Annotated in this window: 22 protein-coding genes and 1 pseudogene; 14 read left to right on the plus strand and 9 right to left on the minus strand. The window is 72.3% G+C overall.

Translation table 11 applies throughout. The features are described 5' to 3' along the window. Positions 1-17: 17 nt before the first annotated feature. Positions 18-1,517 carry a SulP family inorganic anion transporter gene (locus tag ACFVQG_RS19110; protein ID WP_383384136.1) on the minus strand — a complete coding sequence of 500 codons (1,500 nt, stop codon included), beginning with the start codon at positions 1,515-1,517 and terminating at the stop codon, positions 18-20. A gap of 246 nt (positions 1,518-1,763) precedes the next feature. Between ACFVQG_RS19110 and ACFVQG_RS19115 the strand changes: the two genes are divergently transcribed. Continuing rightward, positions 1,764-2,168, plus strand: a complete 405-nt coding sequence (locus ACFVQG_RS19115) for a MerR family transcriptional regulator (RefSeq protein WP_383384139.1) — start codon at positions 1,764-1,766, stop codon at positions 2,166-2,168. 117 nt (positions 2,169-2,285) lie between these two features. On the opposite strand, the gene ACFVQG_RS19120 is transcribed toward ACFVQG_RS19115, so the two are convergent. Both ACFVQG_RS19120 and ACFVQG_RS19125 read right to left on the minus strand, forming a co-directional pair. Then, complete coding sequence (locus ACFVQG_RS19120) at positions 2,286-3,770, minus strand: peptidoglycan D,D-transpeptidase FtsI family protein (RefSeq protein WP_383384142.1); 1,485 nt, start codon at positions 3,768-3,770, stop codon at positions 2,286-2,288. Positions 3,771-3,910: 140 nt separating this feature from the next. After that, complete coding sequence (locus ACFVQG_RS19125; protein WP_383384145.1) at positions 3,911-4,402, minus strand: DUF4396 domain-containing protein; 492 nt, start codon at positions 4,400-4,402, stop codon at positions 3,911-3,913. Between the two features lie 170 nt (positions 4,403-4,572). Here ACFVQG_RS19125 and ACFVQG_RS19130 point away from each other — a divergent pair, with 170 nt between their 5' ends. Further along, the gene (locus tag ACFVQG_RS19130) at positions 4,573-5,079 is read left to right on the plus strand and encodes a DUF6174 domain-containing protein (protein WP_383384148.1); all 507 of its coding nucleotides are present in this window, start codon (positions 4,573-4,575) and stop codon (positions 5,077-5,079) included. Positions 5,080-5,099: 20 nt separating this feature from the next. On the opposite strand, the gene ACFVQG_RS19135 is transcribed toward ACFVQG_RS19130, so the two are convergent. Together ACFVQG_RS19135 and ACFVQG_RS19140 are read right to left on the minus strand one after the other, a co-directional pair. After that, complete coding sequence (locus tag ACFVQG_RS19135) at positions 5,100-6,464, minus strand: alkaline phosphatase PhoX (protein WP_383384150.1); 1,365 nt, start codon at positions 6,462-6,464, stop codon at positions 5,100-5,102. 121 nt (positions 6,465-6,585) lie between these two features. Next, positions 6,586-7,695, minus strand: a complete 1,110-nt coding sequence (locus ACFVQG_RS19140) for a Ku protein (RefSeq protein ID WP_383384153.1) — start codon at positions 7,693-7,695, stop codon at positions 6,586-6,588. A 78-nt stretch (positions 7,696-7,773) separates the two neighbouring features. Here ACFVQG_RS19140 and ligD point away from each other — a divergent pair, with 78 nt between their 5' ends. Then, positions 7,774-8,655 (plus strand): non-homologous end-joining DNA ligase, encoded by an 882-nt coding sequence (ligD, locus tag ACFVQG_RS19145; RefSeq protein ID WP_383384156.1) that lies wholly within the window; start codon positions 7,774-7,776, stop codon positions 8,653-8,655. Between the two features lie 54 nt (positions 8,656-8,709). After that, on the plus strand, positions 8,710-10,011 hold the full coding sequence (locus ACFVQG_RS19150; protein WP_383384159.1) for a vanadium-dependent haloperoxidase: 1,302 nt from the start codon (positions 8,710-8,712) through the stop codon (positions 10,009-10,011). Positions 10,012-10,026: 15 nt separating this feature from the next. On the opposite strand, the gene ACFVQG_RS19155 is transcribed toward ACFVQG_RS19150, so the two are convergent. Next, complete coding sequence (locus tag ACFVQG_RS19155) at positions 10,027-10,824, minus strand: nuclease-related domain-containing protein (RefSeq protein ID WP_383384162.1); 798 nt, start codon at positions 10,822-10,824, stop codon at positions 10,027-10,029. Positions 10,825-10,924: 100 nt separating this feature from the next. Between ACFVQG_RS19155 and ACFVQG_RS19160 the strand changes: the two genes are divergently transcribed. The 6 genes from ACFVQG_RS19160 (at position 10,925) to ACFVQG_RS19185 (ending at position 17,078) form a co-directional block, all read left to right on the plus strand. Further along, the gene (locus ACFVQG_RS19160) at positions 10,925-11,431 is read left to right on the plus strand and encodes a dual specificity protein phosphatase family protein (protein WP_383384165.1); all 507 of its coding nucleotides are present in this window, start codon (positions 10,925-10,927) and stop codon (positions 11,429-11,431) included. Positions 11,432-11,616: 185 nt separating this feature from the next. Continuing rightward, positions 11,617-12,357, plus strand: coding sequence for a hypothetical protein (locus ACFVQG_RS19165; protein ID WP_383385536.1), 741 nt, complete (start codon positions 11,617-11,619; stop codon positions 12,355-12,357). Further along, on the plus strand, positions 12,354-13,628 hold the full coding sequence (locus ACFVQG_RS19170) for an ATP-binding protein (RefSeq protein WP_383384169.1): 1,275 nt from the start codon (positions 12,354-12,356) through the stop codon (positions 13,626-13,628). The genes ACFVQG_RS19165 and ACFVQG_RS19170 overlap by 4 nt, the downstream gene beginning before the upstream one ends. 71 nt (positions 13,629-13,699) lie before the next feature. Next, the gene (locus ACFVQG_RS19175) at positions 13,700-14,125 is read left to right on the plus strand and encodes an SH3 domain-containing protein (protein WP_383384172.1); all 426 of its coding nucleotides are present in this window, start codon (positions 13,700-13,702) and stop codon (positions 14,123-14,125) included. Positions 14,126-14,181: 56 nt separating this feature from the next. Further along, complete coding sequence (locus tag ACFVQG_RS19180) at positions 14,182-15,567, plus strand: FtsW/RodA/SpoVE family cell cycle protein (RefSeq protein ID WP_383384175.1); 1,386 nt, start codon at positions 14,182-14,184, stop codon at positions 15,565-15,567. A 44-nt stretch (positions 15,568-15,611) separates the two neighbouring features. Next, a complete protein-coding gene (locus ACFVQG_RS19185; RefSeq protein ID WP_383385539.1) occupies positions 15,612-17,078 on the plus strand; it encodes a penicillin-binding transpeptidase domain-containing protein in 1,467 nt (488 codons plus the stop codon). Here ACFVQG_RS19185 and ACFVQG_RS19190 read toward each other — a convergent pair. Together ACFVQG_RS19190 and ACFVQG_RS19195 are read right to left on the minus strand one after the other, a co-directional pair. Continuing rightward, positions 17,059-17,301: pseudogene (locus tag ACFVQG_RS19190) on the minus strand (Uma2 family endonuclease); the annotation flags it as partial. The gene ACFVQG_RS19185 and the pseudogene ACFVQG_RS19190 overlap by 20 nt on opposite strands. 79 nt (positions 17,302-17,380) lie before the next feature. Beyond that, complete coding sequence (locus ACFVQG_RS19195; protein WP_383384178.1) at positions 17,381-18,493, minus strand: ferritin-like domain-containing protein; 1,113 nt, start codon at positions 18,491-18,493, stop codon at positions 17,381-17,383. A 172-nt stretch (positions 18,494-18,665) separates the two neighbouring features. On the opposite strand from ACFVQG_RS19195, the gene ACFVQG_RS19200 reads away from it, so the two are divergent. The 4 genes from ACFVQG_RS19200 to ACFVQG_RS19215 all read left to right on the plus strand — a co-directional run bounded on the left by ACFVQG_RS19200 (position 18,666) and on the right by ACFVQG_RS19215 (position 21,778). Then, positions 18,666-19,604 carry a diiron oxygenase gene (locus ACFVQG_RS19200; RefSeq protein WP_383384181.1) on the plus strand — a complete coding sequence of 313 codons (939 nt, stop codon included), beginning with the start codon at positions 18,666-18,668 and terminating at the stop codon, positions 19,602-19,604. A gap of 85 nt (positions 19,605-19,689) precedes the next feature. Further along, complete coding sequence (locus ACFVQG_RS19205; protein WP_383384185.1) at positions 19,690-20,349, plus strand: TetR/AcrR family transcriptional regulator; 660 nt, start codon at positions 19,690-19,692, stop codon at positions 20,347-20,349. 16 nt (positions 20,350-20,365) lie between these two features. After that, the gene (locus ACFVQG_RS19210; RefSeq protein WP_383384188.1) at positions 20,366-20,629 is read left to right on the plus strand and encodes a hypothetical protein; all 264 of its coding nucleotides are present in this window, start codon (positions 20,366-20,368) and stop codon (positions 20,627-20,629) included. A 105-nt stretch (positions 20,630-20,734) separates the two neighbouring features. Further along, positions 20,735-21,778, plus strand: a complete 1,044-nt coding sequence (locus tag ACFVQG_RS19215) for an NlpC/P60 family protein (RefSeq protein ID WP_383384193.1) — start codon at positions 20,735-20,737, stop codon at positions 21,776-21,778. Here the strand turns inward: ACFVQG_RS19215 and ACFVQG_RS19220 are convergent. Further along, positions 21,775-23,028, minus strand: a complete 1,254-nt coding sequence (locus tag ACFVQG_RS19220; RefSeq protein ID WP_383384196.1) for a styrene monooxygenase/indole monooxygenase family protein — start codon at positions 23,026-23,028, stop codon at positions 21,775-21,777. The genes ACFVQG_RS19215 and ACFVQG_RS19220 overlap by 4 nt on opposite strands.

A 23,028-nucleotide genomic window follows, 5' to 3' on the forward strand; every position in this document is an offset into this window, starting at 1 on the left:
TGCCCACCGAGCACCGGTCAGTGCGGCGTCAGTCGCCCCGCCAGGCGTTCGTGCATGTCCGCGCTCGGCTTGTTGAGGCCGGTGATCGTGACCTTCTTGCCGAGTTGGGCGTACTTGGTCTCGATGGCGTCCAGGGCGGCGACCGAGGAGGCGTCCCAGATGTGGGTGGCGGAGAGGTCGATGACCACGTCGTCGGGGTCGTCCTTGTAGTGGAACTGGTGGACGAGGTCGTTGGAGGAGGCGAAGAAGAGTTCGCCGGTGACGGAGTAGACGACCTGTCGGCCGTCCGGGTCGACCACGCCCGAGACGTTGGCCAGGTGGGCGACGCGCTTGGCGAAGATGACCATCGCGGTGACGGAGCCGACGACGACGCCGATGGCCAGGTTGTGGGTGGCGACCACGACGATCACCGTCGACGCCATGACCAGGGTCTCCCCCGGCGGCATCCGCCTGAGCGTCTTCGGGGCGACGGAGTGCCAGTCGAACGTGGCCACCGACACCATCACCATCACGGCCACCAGCGCCGCCATCGGGATGTCGGACACCACCGGGCCGAAGACGACGCACAGCACCATCAGGAAGGCCCCGGCGAGGAAGGTGGACAGGCGGGTGCGGGCACCGGAGACCCGTACGTTGATCATGGTCTGGCCGATCATGGCGCAGCCGCCCATGCCGCCGAAGAAGCCGGTGACGATGTTGGCCACGCCCTGGCCGATCGACTCCCGTGTCTTGCCCGAGCGCGTGTCGGTGATGTCGTCGACCAGCTTGGCCGTCATCAGCGACTCCATGAGGCCCACCAGCGCCATCGCGAGCGCGTACGGCGCGATGGTGGTGAGGGTCTCCATGGTGAACGGCACGTCCGGCAGGCCCGGGACCGGCAGGGACGACGGCAGTTCGCCCTTGTCGCCCACCGTCGGTACGGCGATCCCCGCGGCGATCGTGATGACCGTGAGGACGGTGATCGAGACCAGCGGGGCCGGGACCACCCTGGTGACCCTCGGGAACAACACCATCAGCGCCAGGCCGCCCACGACCAGCGGATACACCGCCCACGGGACGTCCCGCAGCTCCGGCACCTGGGCCATGAAGATCAGGATCGCCAGCGCGTTGACGAAGCCGACCATCACCGAGCGCGGCACGAACCGCATGAGCCGGGCCACGCCCAGCGCGCCGAGGATCACCTGGAAGACGCCCGCGAGGATGACGGCGGCGACCAGGTAGCCGAGGCCGTGTTCGCGGTTGAGCGGGGCGATGACCAGGGCCACCGCGCCGGTCGCCGCCGAGATCATCGCCTTCCGGCCGCCCACGACCGAGATGACGACGGCCATGGTGAACGACGTGAACAGGCCCACGGCGGGGTCGACGCCCGCGATGATCGAGAAGGAGATCGCCTCGGGGATCAGCGCCAGGGCGACGACCAGGCCCGCCAGTACCTCGGTACGGAGGACCCTCGGGGAGGCGAGCCAGTCGGGCCGGGACAGGCCCGGGCCGGGGGCTGCGGACAGCGGTGTGGACATGCGACCGTTTCTGTGTCCGGCGCATGCGTCCAGGGCTGGGCGCATGCGCGCGCTGGTGCTGATGACGGGGAGAGGGACGTCCGGCGCCCCGACGGGGGCGTGTACCGGACAAGGGCGGCGAACCCTGCGGTTGCCGTCGGGCATCATTGCCCGGGGGCTCGCGGAAGCGTCAACCCCCACAGACGCAGACTCTACCCTTACGTAAGGGGAGAGTGGGAATCGTGGTCCGAAGGAGACAGCGCGGCGATGAGCGACCGGCAGATGCGGATCGGTGAGGTGGCCGAACGGACCGGTCTGTCGCTGCGCACCATCCGTCACTACGAGGAAGTCGGTCTGGTCGTTCCCTCCGCCCGCAGCAAGGGGGGCTTCCGGCTCTACACGGAGTCCGACGTCGACCGGCTGATGGTGATCCGCCGCATGAAGCCCCTGGACTTCTCCCTGGAGGAGATGCGGGACCTCCTCGACATCACCGACCGGCTCGCCGACGCCACGGCGGCCGGGGAACGCGCGCGGCTGCGGGAGCGGCTGGACTCCTATCGGGAGATGGCCGACGCGCGCTGCGAGACGCTGCGGGCGCGGCTGGCCATGGCCGAGGAGTTCGCCGGGACGCTGCGCGACCGGTTGCGGGAGGACGCCCGTTCGGGCGGCTGACAGGACGTCGTACGGCTGTCCGGTGCCGTCCGGTTCGCCCGGTTCCCACGGGATCGCCGCGCACGACGTACGGCCCCCGCCCGGCGGGAGGCGAGGGCCGTAGGGGCGCGAGTCGGGTCAGTCCTGGAGCACCGCCTGCATCACGCTGCGCGCGATGGGGCCCGCCAGGCTGCCGCCGGAGATGTCCTCGCGGGAGATGTCCATGTCCGTCGGGTCGATGAAGACGGCGACGGCGACCGCCTGGCCGTCGTCCTTCATGCCGTAGGAGACGAACCAGCCGTAGGGGACCTCGTCCTGGACGTTCACGCCGCGCTGGGCCGTGCCGGTCTTGCCGCCCACGGTGACGCCGTCGATGAGGGCGCGCTGGGCGCTGCCCTCGCGGGCGGTGTGCTCCATCATCTCCCGGACCTTGGCGGCCGTCTCGGAGGAGACCGCCTGGCTCATCTCCTTCGGCTCGTTCTTCTCCAGGGGGTCGGAGTTGGGTGAGCGCACCTCGTCGACGACGTACGGCTGCATGACCTTGCCGTCGTTGACCATGGCCGCGGTGATCATGGCCATCTGCATCGGGGTGCTGGTGAGGCTGCCCTGGCCCATACCGGTCAGCGCGGTGCCGGGCTTGTCGAGGTTCTCGGGGTACAGGCTCTTGACGGCGCGCAGGTCGCCGAAGTCGTCGGAGTAGACGTCCTCGTTGAAGCCGAACTTCTCGGCCGTCTCGCGCATCTTGTCCTGGCCGACCTTCAGGGCGGCGTCGAGGAAGACGTTGTTGCAGGAGTACTGCATGGCGGTCTTCATCGAGGCCTTGTTGCACACCCCGTCCCCGGCCTGGCTGCCGATCTTGTTGGTCGACTGCGGCAGCTGGTACGGCGACTGGGCGTCCGTGCGGGCGTCGACGTCCGTCACCACACCGTGCTCCAGGGCCGCCGCGGCGGTGAGGATCTTGAAGGTGGAGCCGGGCGGGAAGGTCTCGCGCATCGCGCGGTTGGCGAGCGGCTTGCTCTTGTCGTCGTTGAGCTTCTGGAACAGCTCGCCTTCCTTGAGGGAGTTGCCCGCGAAGTCCGCCGGGTCGGCCGACGGGGTGGAGACCAGGGCGAGGACCTTGCCGGTGCGCGGGTCGAGGGCGACCACCGAGCCCCGGGCCTTGAGGTCGGTGAGCCCCTTGTACCCGGCCTTCTGGGCGCTGGGGTCGATCGTGGTGATGACGTCACCGCCACGCCGTTCCTTGCCGGTGACGACGTCCGTGACCCGTTCGAAGGCGAGCCGGTCGTCCTGTCCGCTGAGCACGCTGTCGTAGGTGCTCTCCAGCAGGGTCATCCCGACGGCCTGCGAGGCGTAGCCGGTCACCGGGGCGTACATCGGGCCGTCCTCGTAGGTGCGCTTGTACTCGAGGTCGGAGCCCTTCGCCTTCACCGAGCCCGTGATGGGCTTGCCGGCGACGATGATGTCACCGCGGGGTGCCGAGTACTGGTTGATCAGTACCCGCCGGTTGCGGTCGTCTGTCGCGAGGTCGTCGGCCTCCACGTACTGGAGCCAGTTGGCCCGGACCAGCAGCGCAAGGATCAGCAGACCGCAGAAGATGGCTATGCGCCGCAGCGGCTTGTTCACGCGTCACCACCTGAACGGGCGTGAGTCGGAGTGGATACAACCATGCCGATACCTTATGGCCCGGCCGAACTGTCCCTACGAGGATGCCTCATGGCACGGACCGGCTGTGCCAGGACTGTCACAAGAGTCGGCCGCCGCGCTCAGTGGAAGGCGTGCACGACGGCGTGCCCCTTGCCGCGCCCGATCATCCACTTGTTGACCGGGGTGGTGAGCGCGAAGGCGACCACGAAGCCGCCGAGCAGGGCGTACCAGAAGAGTCCCTCGGACAGGTGGGCGTCCATCGCGCCGGGTGTGAGGGCGATGATCGTGTTGTCGACCAGCTCCATCACGGCGATGGAGACGGTGTCGGCGGCCAGCGCCACCTTGATCGCGGACTTGAGGTCGAGACCGGCCCGCAGGACCGCGAAGAGGGTGAAGGAGTAGCCGAAGAGGAACGCCAGGGTGATCGCCAGCACCATCGTCTGTGCGTTCCCCCACATCAGGGCCGTGCCGATCACCATGCCGAGGATCTCGCCGATGGCGCAGCCGGTGAGGCAGTGCAGCGTGGCCTTGACCGCCGTGCCCCAGGACGCTCCCGTCGCCCCGTGGACGTGCGTCGCGTGTGCGCCGTGGTCGTGAGCTGTGTGGTCCATGACCGTTCTCCCCTGTCGTACCGGTTGTCCCAGTGCCGTGCCGCGCGCCCGTGCGGGCCTCGCGTCACGGGAGAACATATACCCCCCTGGGGTATGTGGCAAGCAGAAGAGAAAGCCCGAACGTTCCTGGGGCCGTCGACGTCATAGCAGGGAGCGAAGGGGACCCCGTCATGAACACGGTCATGAGCACGGCCATGAGCACGGTCATGAACACGGCCATGAGCACCATGAACTCCGTACGCACCGCCATCGTCTCCGTCCTGCTGGCCACGGCGCTGCTCGCCTGCGGCGGGGACGGTGACCGGGAGGTGGGCGGTACGACGACCTGGGCCGAGCCCGCGTCGTACCGCTACACCCTGACCTCCAGCACGGGCGAACGGCCGCTCATCGGGACGTTCCGGATCAGCGTGCGCGGCGGGGAGGTGGCCGAGGCGGAAGGGCTCGACGACAGCGGGCGGCGGGTGGTCGGTCAGACGCCCCACCACGTGCCGACCATCGGCCGCCTGCTGGCGGAGGTGGAGCAGGCGCGGCGGGAGGGTGCCGACGAGGCCGAGGTGGCGTACGCGGCGAAGGGGCACCCCGCGCGGATCACGCTGGACTGGGACCGGGACGCCATCGACGACGAGGCGCTGTACGTCATCAGCGACTACGCGCCCGGTCCCGCCACCCGCGACTGAGGTGCCCCTGCGGGCCGGGGTCAGAGCGCGCCGCGCTGCCAGGGGCCGGTGATCGCGAACGTGATGCCGGGGCTCTGGACGTTGACGAACAGCCAGTTGCCGTTCTTCGGCTCGAAGACCGAACCGGCCCACTCCGAGCCCCGGTAGTCGGCCGCGGCGACGCTCTTGCCCGCCGTGCCGCCGCGCAGGTCGACGGTGTTCGCGGCGAAGCGGAAGATGTCGCCCTGGGTGGTCAGGCCGTGGACGTACTCGGTGCCCGAACCGTCCTCGCACAGCACCAGGCCGCCGCGCGGGCTGACGCACATGTTGTCCGGCGCGTTGAGGACGTCGGCGCCGGGCGAGGCGAACAGCACCCGGAACTCGTCGGTGGCCGGGTCGAGTTCGAAGACCTGGCCCTGGCGGGCCGGGCCGCCGTCGGTGGTGATGACGTAGATCCGGTCGTTGCCGTACCAGGCGCCCTCCAGGCGGCTGAACACGGCCGCCCCGTTGGCCTGCGCCTGCAGCCGCACCGTGTCCTGCGCCGGGTCGACGTCGTCCACCGGCACCCAGGAGACCGTGCCGTACGCCGTCTCGCCGTCGCGCCGGGTGTCGTACGTGGCGTCGCCGACGCGCAGCGCCTCCAGCCTGCCGCCCTTGGCGAGGTCGCCGGGGACGGCGGGGACGAAGCGGTACAGGCAGGCGTCGCCGCGGTCCTCGGTCTCGTAGACGAAGCCGGTCGCCGGGTCGACGGCGATGGCCTCGTGGTTGAAGCGGCCCATCGCCCGGTACGGCTCCGGGTTGCCCTTGCCCTCCGAGGCGACCTCGAAGACATAGCCGTGCCGCATCCCGGTGGAGGTGCTGCTGAAGGTCTCCTCGCAGCTCAGCCAGGTCCGCCACGGGGTGGGCCCGCCCGCGCAGTTGCGCAGGGTGCCGCCCAGGCTGCCGTACGACTCCAGCCACTGCCCGGCGTCCGGGTCGAAGACCAGGGTGGTGGTACCGCCGCCCGCGGCGGGGTCGTAGGCGGGGGCGGTGAACGCGGGGGCCGCGCCGCGCTCGTGGTTGCGGACGAGGTGCACCTTGTCGCCGTACCGGAAGGCGGCCATGCCGTCGTGCGCGTCGGGGGTGCGCACGCCGTCGTCCATGAGGTCGCCCGTCCAGCCGTACGAGAGGTACTCGAAGCCGCGGGGCAACTGGAGCAGTTCCAGGCCGGTCGCCTGGTCCCTGACCGGCATCAGCGGGCCGTAGCCGGGGTCGAAGTCGAGCTTCACGGGCTCGGCCGCCGCCGTCCGTGCCGCGAGGGCCTGGAAGGGGACGGAGGCCGCCGCGGCGATCGCGGCACCGCGCAGCAGGGTGCGCCGCTCGAAACCGGCACCGGTCGTCGGTCTTCCGGCGGGCATGTCAGTCATGGAGGTCCTCTCACTACGACGGACTGGCTAACCGGGGGGCGGCGCCAGTCACCCTAGGAGCGCGGGCCCGCCGCGACGGCCAACGGGAAGTGAGCGTTGGGAGAACCTCTGGGCCGGGCGGTCAGGCGGACCGCTTGCGGGGGGACCCGGTCTTCTTGGCGGGGGCCTTCGCGGCGGGGGTCTTCGCGGCGGGGGTCTTCGCGGCGGGGGTCTTCGCGGCGGGGGTCTTCTTGGCAGGGGCCTTCTTCTCGGCCGTCTTCTTCTGGGACTGCCCCGACTTGGCCGCCGTCGAGCCCGTCTTCTTCGCGGTGGTCTTCCCGGCCGCCGTGGACTTCTTCGGCGCCGCCGTCTTCTTCGCGGCCGTCCTGGCCGTCGACTTCTTCCCCCCGGCCTCCTTGGGCGTGGCCTGGCCGCGCTCCGGCAGCCGTCTGACCTCGGCGGACTCCCCCCGCGACGCCTGCGCCGCCCGCACGCTGCTCTCCAGTGCCGCCATCAGGTCCAGCACCTTGCCGCCCCGCGCGGGCTCGGGCGCCTCGGGCGGGGCCTCCCCGGCCACCTTCGCGGCGACGACCTCCTCGACGGCCTCGCGGTACTCGTCGTGCAGTTCGTCGAGGTCGACCTCGCCGAGGGTGTCCATCAGGGCGTCCGCGAGGTCGAGTTCCTGGTCGCGGACCGTGACGCCGGTGTCCGGGGCGACGCCCTCCGGGGCGCGCACCTCGTCGGGCCAGAGCAGTCCGTGCATGGCGATGGCGTCGCCGACCACCCGCAGCATGCCCAGGCGCTCCCGGCCGCGCAGCGCGAACTTGGCGATGGCGACGCGGTTGCTGCGCTTGAGGGCCTCACGCAGCAGGGTGTACGGCTTGGCGGCGGGCGCGCCGCTCGCGGCGAGGTAGTACGCGGCGTCCATCTGGAGCGGGTCGATCCGGTCGGCCGGGACGAAGGCGACGATCTCGATCGTCTTCGCGGTCGGCAGCGGCAGCTGGGCGAGGTCCTCGTCCGTGATCGGGATGATCGTGCCGTCCGCGTCCTCGTAGCCCTTGCCGATCTCCGACTGGGTGACCTCGCGCTCCTCCAGCTCGCAGACCTTGCGGTAGCGGATGCGGCCGCCGTCCTCGGTGTGGATCTGGCGGAACGAGATCGAGTGGCTCTCCGTGGCGTTCACCAGCTTGATCGGGATGCTGACCAGGCCGAACGAGATGGCGCCGTTCCAGATGGACCGCACGAGCAGCACCCCTTTCAGAGGGTTCGCGCGGCTGATCCGCGCAGATGGTGAGCGCCCTTTATGTGGCTTATGTGGAATTCTCATCCTATGGCTCCCATCACCGACGTGGCGGGGCGGCGGATCGCGCTCAGCAATCTGGAGAAGGTCATCTATCCGGCGACCGGCTTCACCAAGGCCGAGGTGCTGCACTACTACGCCACCACCGCCGAGGTCCTGCTGCCCCATCTGCGCGACCGGCCCGTGTCGTTCCTGCGGTATCCCGACGGACCGGACGGCCAGGTCTTCTTCGCCAAGAACGTGCCGCCGGGCACGCCCGACTGGGTCACCACCGCCGAGGTGCCCCGCACGGAGGGGCCCGCGCGGATGGTGCTGGTGCAGGATCTGGCGAGTCTGATGTGGGCGGCCAACCTGGTGACCGAGTTCCACACCCCGCAGTGGCCGATCGGCACGCCCGGCGTGGCCGACCGGCTGGTGTTCGACCTCGACCCCGGTTCGCCCGCGACGGTCGTCGAGTGCTGCGAGGTCGCGCTGTGGCTGCGGGAGCGGCTGGCGGCGGACGGCATCGAGGCGTACCCGAAGACCTCCGGCTCCAAGGGGCTGCACCTGCTGGCGGCGGTGCGTCCGACGCCCTCCGAGCAGGTGACGGAGTACGCCAAGGAACTCGCCGTCGCGGCGGAACGGGCGATGCCCCGGTTGGTCGTACACCGGATGACGCGGAGCCTGCGGCCGGGAAAGGTGTTCGTCGACTGGAGCCAGAACGCCGCGCGGAAGACCACCGCCACCCCGTACACCCTGCGCGCCCGCCCCCAACCCCTGGTGTCGGCGCCGGTGACCTGGGAAGAGGTCGAGAACTGCGGGGCGCCCGGGCAACTGGCGTTCACCGCCTCGGACCTCGGGCCCCGGACGCAGGACTACGGCGACCTGCTGGCCCCACTGCTCGACCCGGACCACGCCGGTCCGCTGCCCTGAGCCCGCGAGGAGGGCGGCGCCCGGCCAGACGCTCGTCGGCAAGGAGCCGCCCGCATGGACACCAGACCGCCCTCCCGCCCCCTCCGCCGCACCCTCGTCGTCGGACTGACCGGCCTCGCCCTGGCCGCCGTGCCCTGCGCGCCCACCGCCGCCGCGCCCGGGGAGCGGACCACCGGCACGGACGTGATCACCGACTGGAACCGGACCACCGAGGCCGTGCTCAACGACGACGCCAAGCTGTACTCGGCCGAGCAGTTCGTCTGGCACGGCTTCGTCTCCACCGCCGTCTACAACGCGGTCGTGGGCATCGAGGGCTGGTACAAGCCCTACAAGTGGCGGGTACGGGCCCCCCGCCACGCCTCCCCGGAGGCCGCCGCCGCTGCCGCCGCCCACCGGGTGCTGCTGACCTACTTCCCGACGTCACGGCAGCGGATCGACACCGCCTACCGGGACTCGCTGGCGGGGATCGCGGACGGGACGGCGGAGAAGCGGGGCGTGGCCTTCGGCGAGCGGGCCGCGCGGCACCTGATCGGGCTGCGCGCGGACGACGGCCGCGACTCCCAGGTGACGTACGACCGGCCGCCCGCGACCGGCGTCTGGCGGCCCACCCCGCCCACGCACACGCCGTTCGCGCTGGCGTGGCTGACCCGCACCCGGCCGCTGCTGCTGGACTCGGCGCAGCGGATGCTGCCGGAGGCGCCGCCCGCGGTCACCTCCCGGCGGTATGCCGCCGATCTCGCCGAGGTGCGGGCGCTGGGCGCGAAGAACAGCACGCGGCGGACCGCCCGGCAGACCGAGACCGCGCGGTTCTTCGCCGATGTGCTGCCCAAGCAGTTCCAGGCCGCCTACCGGGGCTGGGCCGCCCGGCACGGCCTCGACCTGGTGGAGACGGCCCGCCTGCTGGCCGCCGCGAACACCGCGACCGCGGACGCCACGATCGCCGCCTGGTACGCCAAGTTCACCCACGCCCAGTGGCGCCCGATCACCGCGATCCGGCTGGCCGACGGCGACGGCAACCCCGCCACCGAGGGCGACCCGGCCTGGGAGCCGCTGCTGCGCACCCCCGCCTACCCGGACTACGTCAGCGGGCACTGCGCGGTCGACGGCGCGGCGGTGACGGTGCTGGACCGGTTCCGGGAGCGGTTCACCGACGGCGACGACCTGGACCTGCGCATCTCCTCGGCGGTCACCGGCACCACCCGGACCTACCACCGGGCCGCCGACTTCAACCGGGACGTGATCGACGCCCGGACGCTGGGCGGGGTGCACTTCCGCACCAGCGACATCGTGGGCAACCGGATGGGCAGGCAGATCGGCGGGCTCGCCATGGACGAGTACTTCGTCCCGCTGGGGTGAGCGGGGCGGCCCGGGTCACACCCAGGTGCCCCGGTCCCGGGCCGTCGCGTGCAGGGCCTCGACGTCCGCCGGTTTCAGTACGCCGCCCAGCCGGGCCAGTCCGTGCAGGTCGCCGTCGGTGAGGACGCGGACGTCCCGGGGCGGCAGGGTGAGGGTCAGCGCGGTCGGGCCGACCACGGCGAGGACCGGGTGCACCTCGGCGGTCAGGGCGTAGGAGGCGCGGGCGGCGTCGGCGCGCACCCGGCGCAGCAGCGGCCGGGGCTCTCGGCGGCCCGGCACCACCATGGGGTCGGCGATGCGCACCTTCTGCTTGCGGGCGTACAGGCTGTGCACGGCGAACAGCCCGCCGGGGCCGAGCAGCAGGTGGTGGACGCGGTCGCCGCCGGGCAGCGGGACCGAGTGCAGGGCGTGCCAGCCCGCCGCGTCCATCCGGTCCAGCGTCTCCCCCACGGTCTGCTCGGCCTCCAGCGCGTGCCGCCGCGGGTCGGCGCGGAGCCTGCGGGTGGGGCCGGGGTCCCGGTCGAGGGCGACCAGGAGGGCCTCGCCGGGGCGGTTCGGGGCGAGGTCGTCGTCGGGGTGGAGGGAGAGCCGGGCCAGTTCGGCGGGGGTCGGCACGGGTGGCGGGCCGACGGTGACCTGGCCGGTGAGGAAGGGTCCGAGGGCTTCGAGTACGTCGTCTCTGCGGTCGTCGCTGAGCAGGTTCACCCGGGACGCCTCAGGGTCGTACCAGGCGATGTTCCGGCCGTCGGTGAGACAGACGTAGAGCCGTTCCCGGCCGTGGCGCCAGGTCGGTATGACGCGCAGTCCGCTCATGCACCATCACCCCACGACCATGGGAACAGGCGGGGTGCTGTGCGGGCAAGAACCCGGCTACCTTTGAGAGGAGTTGGGTGGTGCTGTTGGGGAGGCGCCGTTGCGTACCCGCGGTGAGGAAGGCGAGGTTCCGGCTCCGGACAGCCCGTGGAACGAGATCGTGCCCGGTTTGTGGATGGGTGGGCACCAGTTCGCGAGGGCGCCGGGCCGGTTGGAGTCCGTGGTCGTGCAGGGCGACTTCGACCTGGTGCAGAGTCTGCTGCGGCTGCCCGGACACGGGCCGGACCCCGGTGTCGAGCACCAGGTGTGGCCGATCCCGGACGGGCCGCTGGACGGCACCCAGCTGGCGGGGGTGATCCGGCTCGCGGAGGCCGCCTGCACGGCGCTGGACCAGGGGCGCCGGGTGCTCGTGCGCTGCTTCCACGGCTACAACCGCTCCGGGCTCGTCGTCGCCCACGCCCTGATGCGGCGCGGTCGCTCGGCCGAGGAGGCGGTCCGGCTGATCCGTGCCCGCCGCTCGCCGTGGGCCCTGCACAACGACCTGTTCGTGGAGTACCTGCGCGCCGGGCTGCCGACGGCCCGGCTGCTGGAGGAGCTGGCCGAATAGCCCAGGTGAGAAGGCCGCGCGGCGGGCGCCCGCATAGGGTGTACGGGGCCAGCCGTGATCACCGCACCCGCAGGAGCACCGTGCCGTTCCCCCGCCCCGCGCCGTCTCGTGACGCCGTCGCCGCCCCGGCCGGTGCGGCGGCGGGCGAGGGGCGCCGCGGGCGTCTGGCGGCCCGGCGGCGCTCGGTGGCCTCCGGGGGTGCGCGCGCGTTCCCCGGTACCGCCCGTCGCGCCCTCACCCTCGCCGGTCTGCTCCTCCTGGCCGCCACCACCGGCTGCGGCGACGCCGGTGGCCTGGTCGGGGCCGGGCGGACCGCGACCGCGATCAGCCCCGACAAGCTGTGGCCCGCCCTGACCCCGGCGTCGAGTCCCGCCTTCGACATCGGGGAGGTCGACCGGGAGGTGGTCAAGGGCGTGCCCGTGCCCGGGGACGACATCCGGCGGGCGGACCCGGTGGCGGTGGTGCGGGCGGAGATCGCCGCGCACCCCAGGGAGTACGCGGGCGACAGGGCGCCGTACCGGGTGACGGCGCGGCGGATCGAGGACTGCGCGCACGCCGGTGAGGGCGGCACGTGCCCCGTGCTGCGGCCGTACTACCGGGATCTGACCGGGGACGGCCGCCCGGAGCTGACGCTCGGCTTCCGGCTGCTGCCGGAGAAGCTGACCGCCGTCCGCGTCTACACCGTCGACCGGCACCGCCTGACACAGGTCATGGCCTACGAGGACGCCGTGAGCGGCGTGGAGCTGGCCGACCGGTCGGTGATCATCCGGGCGCCCTCGGAGGTCGCCGGGTACGAGTACCGGCTCCAGTGGACCTGGGCCGAGGACCAGGGCGCCATGCTGCTCACGCACGACGAGATGCTGCGCGCGGACGGCGGCGGGCATCCGCCGCGGCCCGGACGCTCCCCCTCCGCGAGCCCTCGATGAGGGTCGCGCTGCCCCGCTGGACCGGCACCCTGGCCATGAAGGCGGCCGTCTTCATCACCGTGATGTGCTGCGCCCTCGCCGCGCTGCTCGGCGCCCTGGTCCATGTCTCGGTGACCCACCAGACCGTCGGCCAGTCCCGCGACCAGGCGCTGTCCCGGCTGACCGACGCGGCACGGGCGTACCAGGCCGGGGACACGCTGATGCCGGACGCCGGGATCGACCCGGACGGGCTGCCGGTCTCGCTGCGGGAGCTGGCGGTGGGCGGGCAGCGCGGCACGATGGTCGCCGACCACCACGGGCGGCCCACGATGTGGGCGGCGGGGCCCGCGGGCGACGGCCGGGCGATCGCCGTCGCCCTCGACTACTCCCAGCAGGCCCGCACCATCGACGGCCTGGACCGGGCGATCCTGTGGTCCGCGGTGCCCGCGATCGGGGCGACGCTGCTGGTGGGCGCGTTCGCGGTGACCCGGGTGACCCGGCGGCTGCACGCCACGGCCCGGGTCGCGCGGCGGATCAGCGCGGGCGACCTGGACGCCCGCGTCGACGACCGGCGGGCCCGTGCCACCGGTGGCCGTGACGAGGTGGCCGCCGTCGCCGCCGCGCTGGACACCATGGCGGCGTCGTTGCAGGGCAAGCTGCTGAGCGAGCAGCGGTTCACGGCGGACGTCGCGCACGAGCTGCGCACCCCGCTGACCGGACTGCACGCGGCGGCGGAGCTGCTGCCGCCGGGCCGCCCGACCGAGCTGGTGCGGGACCGGGTGGCGGCACTGCGCACGCTCACCGAGGACCTGCTGGAGATCTCCCGTCTGGACACCGGCCGGGAGCGTCTCGAGGTGGACAGCGAGGAACTGGGCGCGCTGGCCCGCCGGGTGGTGCGGGCGGCGGGCGGTGGCACGGAGGTCAGGGTCGTGCGGGACGCGCGGGTGGAGACCGACCGGCGCCGCCTGGAGCGCGTCCTGGGCAACCTGGTCGCCAACGCCCATCGCCACGGCCGTCCGCCGGTGACGCTGTCGGTGAACGGCGCGGTCATCACCGTACGGGACCACGGTCCGGGCTATCCGGAGTACCTGGTGGCCCACGGCCCGCAGCGCTTCCGCACCGAGGGCGGGGCCAAGGGGCACGGTCTGGGGCTGACGATCGCCCTCGGCCAGTCGGAGGTGCTGGGCGCACGCCTGGACTTCACCAACCCCCCGGGCGGCGGGGCCGAGGCCCGTCTGACGCTCCCTCACGAGCCGCCCGTCGGCGGGCCGCGCTCCGATGGCCCATCGTGACGGGCGCCGCCCGCACCCCCCTCCTACTGTGGCGATTAGTCAGCTTCGCCCCCTTCACGGAGGTATCTCCCATGTCCGTGCGTTCCGCGCTCACCCGCCTCGCCATAGCCACCGCCGCCGGTGCCCTCGCCACCGCCGCCGCCGTCACCCCCGCGGTCGCCGGGGAAGACTGGGGCGGCGGTGACGGCTTCGGGGGCGACGGCACCGGCGGCAACGGCACCGCTGGCCACCACCACTCCGGGGACCACCACGGCGACCACAAGGGCCTCTACAAGGGCGTCGTCACCGCCCGCACCCTGCTGCTGCGCAGCGCCCCGAACCGCGGCAGCCAGGTCATCCGGACCGCGCACCGCGGCGAGATCGTCAAGATCTACTGCAAGACGGCGGGCCAGAACGTGGGCGGCAACCCCCTCTGGTACCTCCTCACGGACGGCACCTGGGCCTGGGGCGCGGCCCGCTACATCGACAACATCGGTCCCGCGCCACGCTGGTGCTGACGCGTCCGGCGCACACACAAGGGGCGCAAGGAGTGGCATTTAGGTAGGTTCCGGACATGACCAAGGCCGGAGCGTCCCAGGCGGGAACCCTGATCGCGGCGGAGCCCGCCCCACCCGCCGCACGTCTCCCCCGGCGCCGTGGCGTCGAACTCGCCCTCATCGTCGTCGCCGTACTGCTGTCGGTGTACGGCTACTGCGAGGTCGGCCTGGCCCGCCACGGCACCGTCCCGCCCGGCGCCGCCGGTTACGGCGCCGGGCTCGGCGTGCTCGCGCTGCTCGCGCACGGCGCGGTCCGGCTGCGCGCCCCCTACGCCGACCCGCTGCTGCTGCCCATCGGCGTCCTGCTCAACGGCCTCGGCCTGGTCCTGATCTACCGCCTCGACCTGGAGACGCCGGGCGACCGTGCCGCGCCCGCGCAGCTCATCTGGTCGACCCTCGGCGTGGCCCTGTTCATCGGGGTCGTCCTGATCCTGCGCGACCACCGCGTCCTGCAGCGCTACGCCTACGTCTGTGTGGCCGCCGCGCTGGTCCTGCTCACGCTCCCGATCCTGTTCCCCGCCGTGAACGGCGCCCGCATCTGGATCCGCGTCGCCGGTTTCTCCATCCAGCCCGGCGAGTTCGCCAAGGTGCTGCTCGCGGTGTTCTTCGCCGCGTACCTGGCCGCCAACCGCACCGCGCTGGCGTACACCGGCCGCCGGATCTGGCGGCTCCAGCTCCCCACCGGGCGGGTGCTCGGCCCGGTCCTCGCCATCTGGCTGGTCAGCGTCGGCGTCCTGGTCCTGGAACGCGACCTCGGCACCTCGCTGCTGTTCTTCGCCCTGTTCGTCGTCCTCCTGTACGTAGCCACCGGCCGCACCGGCTGGATCGCGGTCGGGCTGCTGCTCGCGGTGGTCGGCGCGGTGGCGGTGGGCCGTCTGGAGCCGCACGTCGCGGCGCGCATCCAGGACTGGCTGCACCCGTTCGCCTCGATCGAGGCGGGCCAGGGTCCCGGCCAGCTCGCCCAGTCCCTGTTCTCCTTCACCGCGGGCGGGCTGCTCGGCACCGGACTCGGGCTCGGCCACTCCGTCCTCATCGGCTTCGCCGTGAAGTCCGACTTCATCCTGGCGACGGCGGGCGAGGAACTGGGGTGGGCGGGCCTGTCCGCCGTCTTCCTCCTCTACGGGCTGCTGGTGGAGCGCGGCTACCGGGCCGGGCTCGCGCTGCGCGACCCCTTCGGGCGGCTGCTCGCGGTGGGCCTCGCCTCGATCGTGGCCCTCCAGGTGTTCGTGATCGCGGGCGGGGTGACCGGCCTGATCCCGCTGACCGGGATGGCGATGCCGTTCCTGGCGCAGGGCGGCTCGTCGGTGGTCACCAACTGGGCGATCCTGGCGCTCCTGATCCGCCTCAGCCACTCGGCCCGCCGCCACTACGACCCGCGCCGCGACCACGGGGTGGCGGCGTGACGGGCCCCCGTGAGCGGGCGGTGAGCGGGGCCGAGCGCCGGGCCATGACCCGCTGCATCCGGCACGCCACCGTCTTCTGCGCGCTGCTGCTGACGGCACTCCTGGTGAACGCCGCCCGCATCCAGGTCGTCCCGCCCGCCGGGCACGACGGCAACCCGGCCGACCGCCGTCCCACGATCGCCCGTTACGGCCAGCCGCGCGGGGACATCCTGGTCGGCGGCAGCCCGGTCACCGGCTCCCTCGACACGGGTGAGCAACTGCGCTACGAACGCACGTACGCGGACGGGCCGTTGTACGCCCCCGTCACCGGGTTCGCCTCGCAGCGGTACGGCCAGACGCTCCTGGAACGCGCCGAGGACCCGGTGCTGTCCGGCGCGGACCCGATGCTCTCGGCGTTCCCCCTGTGGAACGACCTGGCCCGTGCCCGCAGCGACGGCGGCCATGTGGTGACGACGCTCGACGCGGCGGCACAGCGGGCGGCGTACCGGGGCCTGGGCGCCCGCACCGGCGCGGTGGCGGCGGTGGAACCGGCGACGGGGCGCATCCTGGCGATGGTGTCCACCCCGTCGTACGACCCCGGCGTGCTGTCCGGCAACGACGCGTCCGTGACGCGGTCCTGGGCGCAGCTGAACGAGGACCCCGACAAGCCGATGCTCAACCGGGCGGCGCACCAGACCTACCCGCCGGGCTCGACCTTCAAGGTCGTCACCGCGGCGGCGGCCCTCGACGCGGGCGTCATCAAGGACCTCGACGCGCCCACCCGCTCCCCGGCCCCGTACACCCTGCCCGGCACGACGACCTCCCTCACCAACGAGTCGGACGGCTGTGTGAACGCCTCCCTGCGCAGGGCGTTCACCTGGTCCTGCAACACGGTGTTCGCCAAGCTGGGCGTGGACGTGGGGGCGGGCGACCTGGCGGCCACGGCACGGGCGTTCGGCTTCAACGACACCCGGCTGCGCGTCCCCTTCCCGGTCGCCCCCTCCACCTTCGACACCACGGTGGACCAGGCACAGCTGGCCCTGTCCGCCATCGGCCAGTACAACACCCGCGCGACCCCGCTCCAGATGGCGACGGTCGCGGCGGCGGTGGCGGGCGGCGGGCAGGTCCGCGCGCCCTACCTGGTCGAACGGACCGTCACGGCCAACGGCACCACGATCCGTACGGCGGCCCCCCGCCCGACCCGCCAGGTCATGAAGCCCGCCACCGCCACCCGCCTGCGCACCCTCATGCGCGACGTCGTCGCCAAGGGCACCGGCCGCAACGCCGCCCTCCCCCACGCCACCGTCGGCGGCAAGACCGGCACGGCCCAGCACGGCATCGGCAACACCGGCACCCCCTACGCCTGGTTCATCTCCTGGGCGCAGCCCGAGGGCGCCCTGGAACCGAAGGTCGCGGTCGCGGTGGTGGTGGAGGACGCGTCGGCGCGGCGGGGGGAGATCAGCGGGGGCGGGGTGGCGGCGCCGATCGCGCGGTCGGTGATGGAGGTGGTGCTCAGGGGCGGCGGCGGGTGACGGCGGTGAGGTCGATGTCGATGTCGATGGGGAAGGGTGCGGCCACCTTGAGGCGGTCGTGGAAGATGCCTGTCAGGCCGTAGCTCTGGGTCGCGGAGTCCAGCTCGAAGACGTGGACCACGGGCAGGCCGTCGTTCTCCTCGACGCGCCAGCAGGAGGGGATTCCGGCACGCGCGTACTTCCCCGGCTTGATCTCCCGGTCTCGATCCTCCGAGTCCTCCGAGGGCTCCCCTGTGCCGGAGTCCGCCTGGCACAGCCAGCCTGCCCAGGCGGATCTGGTGACTCGCCCGTGGCACGAGTGATCAGCCGTCGGACCGTTGACCGGCCTCGATCGCCTCCGTCACCTCCGCCACCCGCGCCCGCTCCTCCGCCGCGAACCGCTCCGCGTCCAGGCGTTCGGCGATCTCCTCGTCCTCGTGCATGAGCTGGTCGAGGTTGGAGTCGCCCAGCTCCAGGACGCCCATGTCGACGTAGGCCTGCTGGAGGCGCTTGCCCCACAGGCCGATGTCCTTCACGCAGGGGACGATGCGGGAGAAGAGGAGCTTGCGGAAGAGGGCGAGGAACTCGGACTGCTCGCTGTACTGCTCCGCCTCGGCGGTCGGGATGCCGAAGTTCTCCAGGACCTCGACGCCGCGCAGGCGGTCCCGCATGAGGTAGCAGCCCTCGATGACGAACTCCTCGCGCTCGCGCCGCTCGGCGTCGGTGAGCTGCTGGTAGTAGTCGCGCAGGGCCATCCGGCCGAAGGCCACGTGGCGGGCCTCGTCCTGCATGACGTAGGCGAGGATCTGCTTGGGCAGCGGCTTGTCGGTGGTGTCGCGGATGAGGCCGAAGGCGGCCAGGGCCAGGCCCTCTATCAGCACCTGCATGCCGAGGTAGGGCATGTCCCAGCGGCGGTCGCGGAGGGTGTCGCCGAGGAGCGACTGGAGGTCGTCGTTGATCGGGTAGAGCATCCCGACCTTCTCGTGCAGGAAGCGTCCGTAGATCTCGGCGTGCCGGGCCTCGTCCATCGTCTGGGTGGCCGAGTAGAACTTGGCGTCCAGGTCGGGGACGGACTCCACGATCCGGGCGGCGCAGACCATCGCGCCCTGCTCGCCGTGCAGAAACTGGCTGAACTGCCAGGAGGCGAAGTGGCGGCGCAGCTCGGACTTGTCGCGTTCGCTGAGTTTCGCCCAGTACGGGGTGCCGTACAGGGACAGTGCCTCGTCGGGGGTGCCCAGGGGGTCGTAGGGATCCACTTCCAGATCCCAGTCGATGCGCCGGGCGCCGTCCCACTGCTTGTCCTTGCCCTTCTGGTAGAGGGCGAGAAGGCGTTCGCGGCCGTCGTCGTACTCCCAGCTGAAGCGGGCCGCGCCGGTCGCGGGCACCTGCCAGGTCGGCTCTCCGTGGTCCATGGCGTACACGTCAGAGGTCGGCATGGTTCGCAGGGTCACACGTAGACGCCGAGTCAACAAGATGCCGCGCAAGGGATTGACGGGCTTGCTGACAAGCAGTCTCATAAGTGCAGTGACCCGTGAGTAACCCATGCGCGGTGCCCCTGTGTTCCGCGTACCCCCTTGCCCTCCCTCCCGTACGACGAGGTGGACAGCCATGACGACCCTGACGGAAGCCGACGCGCTGGAAGGGCTGCGCGACGCGCTCGGCCTGCTGAAGGACCGGGAGCAGGTGGCCGAGCGGCTGCTCGTGTCTTCCGCCAAGCACAGCTTCGACCCGGACAAGGAACTCGACTGGGACGCGCCCTTCGAGGAGGGCAAGTGGTTCTGGCCCCCGGAGCTGGTCTCCCTGTACGACACGCCGATGTGGCAGCGGATGAGCGAGGAGCAGCGCATCCTGCTCTCCCGGCACGAGGCCGCCGCGCTCGCCTCGCTCGGCATCTGGTTCGAGCTGATCCTGATGCAACTGCTCGTCCGGCACGTCTACGACAAGGCGGCCACGAGCGCCCACGTCCGCTACGCGCTCACCGAGATCGAGGACGAGTGCCGCCACTCCAAGATGTTCGCCCGGCTGATAACCCGCGGTGAGACCCCCTGGTACCCGGTCACCAGAACCCACCAGCACCTCGGCCGCCTCTTCAAGACCATCTCCACCACCCCGGGCTCCTTCACCGCCACCCTGCTCGGCGAGGAGGTGCTCGACTGGATGCAGCGGCTGACCTTCCCCGACGAGCGCGTGCAGCCCCTGGTCCGGGGCGTCACCCGCATCCACGTCGTCGAGGAGGCCCGCCACGTCCGGTACGCCCGGGAGGAGCTGCGGCGCCAGATGGTCACCGCCCCGAAGTGGTCGCAGGAGTTCACCCGGGTCACCTCCGGCGAGTTCGCCCGCGTCTTCTCCATCGCCTTCGTCAACCCCGAGGTGTACACCAACGTGGGACTCGACAAGCGCGAGGCCATGGCCCAGGTCAAGGCCAGCGGACACCGCCGGGAGATCATGCAGACCGGCGCCAAGCGGCTGACGGACTTCCTCGACGACATCGGGGTGCTGCGCGGCGTGGGACGACGGCTGTGGCGGTCCTCCGGTCTGCTGGCCTGACCGGCGCTCCGGACGACTGGCCGGAAACGTGAGACGCCGGGCCGACGCCGACCGCCCGCCCCCGCGGGCGGTTACGCTGCTGGTCATGAGCCCGCAGGCCGCCACCCCCGCCTACCGCCGCCTCAGCGTCGAGGAGCGCCGCAGCCAACTCCTCGACGCCGCGCTCTCCCTCTTCGCCCACCGCGCGCCCGAGGAGGTCTCGCTGGACGACGTGGCGGAGGCGGCCGGGGTGTCGCGCCCGCTGGTGTACCGGTACTTCCCCGGCGGCAAGCAACAGCTCTACGAGGCCGCCCTGCGCTCCGCCGCCGAGGAACTCCGGCACTGCTTCGACGAGCCCCGCGAGGGCCCGCTGCTGCCCCGGCTGCACCGCGCCCTCGACCGCTACCTCACCTTCGTCGACGGCCACGACGCCGGGTTCACCGCCCTGCTGCAGGGCGGCAGCGTCGTCGAGACCTCCCGGACCACGGCCATCGTCGACGGCGTGCGCCGCGCCGCCGCCGACCACATCATGCGCCACCTCGGCGTCACCGACCCCGGGCCCCGGCTCCGGATGACGGTCCGCATGTGGATCACCGCCGTGGAGGCGGCCTCCCTCATCTGGCTGGACGAGGACAAGCAGCCACCGGCGGACGACCTGCGGGACTGGCTGGTCGACCAGTTCGTGGCGGTGCTCACGGTGACGGCGTCCCGCGACGCCCAGACGGCGGCGGTGGTGGCGGCCCTGGGCACGACGTCCGGAGATTAGGACGGACACTGGTCCCGTGAAAAGCGAAGACACCCCGTTCGAGGGCGGCCCCATGGACGGCCGCGTCCTGCCCGTCCTGCTCGGCATCACCGGCCACCCGCCCAAGACGTACCGCATCCCGGTGCCCGCCCCCGACGGCGGCCAGCCCACGGTCCTGGTCTACCGCCGGGTCCCCCGCGGCACCGGCCGCCGCTGGAAGTACGCCTACGACCCCACCGGCGCCCAGGGCGGCGGCAAGCTGAGATGGCCGTGGACGACGTCCCGGCACGCCGACGGGTGACCCCGTTACGCCATCCCGCGCACGCTCGGCGCGCGCGCCGCGCGCGGCGGCCTGATCCTCGCGATGCGGAGCGGAAACGCCGCCCCGCACCCCGGAGGTGATGGCATGTCAGGCAGGCTCGTACGGCTGGTGTGTACGGCGGCCATGGCGGCGCAGGCCGCCCTCACGGCCGTCCCCGCGGCGGCCGTGCCCGAACCGCGCGAACCCGTCCACCGCACCCTCTCCGACCTGCTGACGGACCTTCAGCGGCTGTACCGGGAGGCCGAGCGGGCCACCGAGACCTACAACGCCACCGACGAGAAGCTGCGCGCCCAGCGCGCCGAGGCCACCCGTCTGGAGGCCGCCCTGGCCCGCGCCCGCCTCGCCCTCCAGGACAGCCGGGGCGCGGCGGGCCGCCTGGCCCGGCAGCAGTACCAGGCCACCAGCACCATCTCCCCGTACGTACGGCTCCTGCTCGCCCGCGATCCGCAGCACGCCCTCGACCAGGGCCATGTCATCGGCCAGTTGGCGCGGGAGCGCGCCGAGACGGTGGACCGGCTCACCGGCAGCGAGCACAAGGCCGACGAACTCGCCCGCAAGGCCCGCACGGCCCTGGACCGCCAGCTCTCCCTGGCCCGGCAGCAGAAGCGCCAGCGCGACGACGTCCGCGACCGCCTCGCCGACGTGGAGGAGCTGCTCGCCTCCCTCACCCCGGAACAGCTGGCCGCGCTCGCCGAGTTCGAGAAGAACGGCGTCGACCAGGCGCAGCGCCGTCTGGTGGCCTCCGGCGCCCTCGGCACCGACGACAAGCCGTCCGACCGGGGCGACCGGGCGCTGCGCTACGCCGCGCGGCAGCTCGGGAAGCCGTACGAGTGGGGCGCGGAGGGCCCCCGGACGTACGACTGCTCGGGCCTGACGTCCCGGGCCTGGTCGCACGCCGGGACCCCGATCCCCCGCACCAGCCAGGAGCAGTGGGCACGGCTCCCCAGGGTCCCGCTGTCCGGGCTGCGCCCCGGCGACCTGGTGATCTACTACCCCGAGGCCACCCACGTGGCGATCTACGAGGGCGACGGCCGGGTCATCCAGGCCCCGAGAACGGGCGAGAGGGTCAAGGTCTCCCCCATCGCCTCGCACCCCATCCTCGGAGCCGTGCGCCCGGACGGGGACTAGACCCCGGTCACCGAGGCCAGGTACGCCTGCGTCTTCTCGGGCTCGTAGAAGAAGTCCTCGAAGTCGGCCGGGTCGTTGAACCCGTTGGCGAACCGGTCGGCGACGGGGGGCAGTTGGCCCGCCGCGCCGATGAGGTTCAGGATGTGCTCCGGCGGCGGGGCCAGCATCGCGTTGGTCCACTTGGTGACGTGCTGGGCGGTGTCCCAGTACCGGTCGAACGTGGCCCGCATCCACGCCTCGTCGAACGGCTTGTCGCCGTGCTCGAGGATGGACGCGAGGTAGCTGGCCGCGCACTTGGACGCGGAGTTCGAGCCCTGGCCGGTGATCGGGTCGTTGGCGACGACGACGTCCGCGACGCCCAGCACCAGGCCGCCCCCGGGCAGCCGCCCGACGGGGTTGCGGACGGTGGGCGCGTAGCGCCCGGCCAGCGTGCCGCCCGCGTCGGTCAGCTCGACCTTGGTGGCCCGCGCGTACTCCCAGGGCAGGTACTTCTCCATCAGCTCAAGGGTGAGCGCGAGGTGCTCGGAGGGGTCCTTGACGTCCCGGAAGGCGTCGAGCGGGCCGCCGGGGACGCCCTCCCAGAAGAGGATGTCGGCGCGGCCGGAGGTGGTGAAGGTCGGCATGATGAACATCTCGCCGACGCCGGGCACCAGGTTGCAGCGGACCGCCTCCATGTCGGGGTGCTCCGGGCGCGGGCCCAGGCCGTGGACGTAGGCGACGGCGAGGGCGCGCTGCGGCTCGCTGTAGGGGGACCGCTCGGGGTCCCGGGCGAACATCTGCACGAGTTCGCCCTTGCCCGCCGAGACCAGCACCAGGTCGTACGTACGGGAGAAGTAGTCGAGGTCGCCGACCGCCGCGCCGTGGATGACCAGTTGGCCGCCGCGCTGGGCGAACGTCTCCATCCAGCCCGCCATCTTCACCCGCTGGTCCACGGACTGCGCGAACCCGTCGAGCCTGCCCACCCAGTCGATCGCGCGCTGCGAGGGGCCCGGGTCGAACGAGCCGGGCGCGGCGACCGAGACGCCGAGTCCCTCGATCTTCGGGGCCTGGGACTCCCAGAAGTTCAGGTCCAGGTCGCGCTCGTGCTGGAGTGCCGTGTGGAACATGCACTGCGTCGACATGACCCGCCCGGAGTGGATCTCGTCCGCGGTCCGGTTGGACATCAGGGTGACCTCGTAGCCGTGCGACTGGAGGCCGAGGGCGAGCTGGAGCCCGGACTGCCCGGCTCCGACGACGAGTATCTTCCGCAT

The organism is Streptomyces sp. NPDC057877, from assembly GCF_042796855.1.
Taxonomy (GTDB): domain Bacteria; phylum Actinomycetota; class Actinomycetes; order Streptomycetales; family Streptomycetaceae; genus Streptomyces.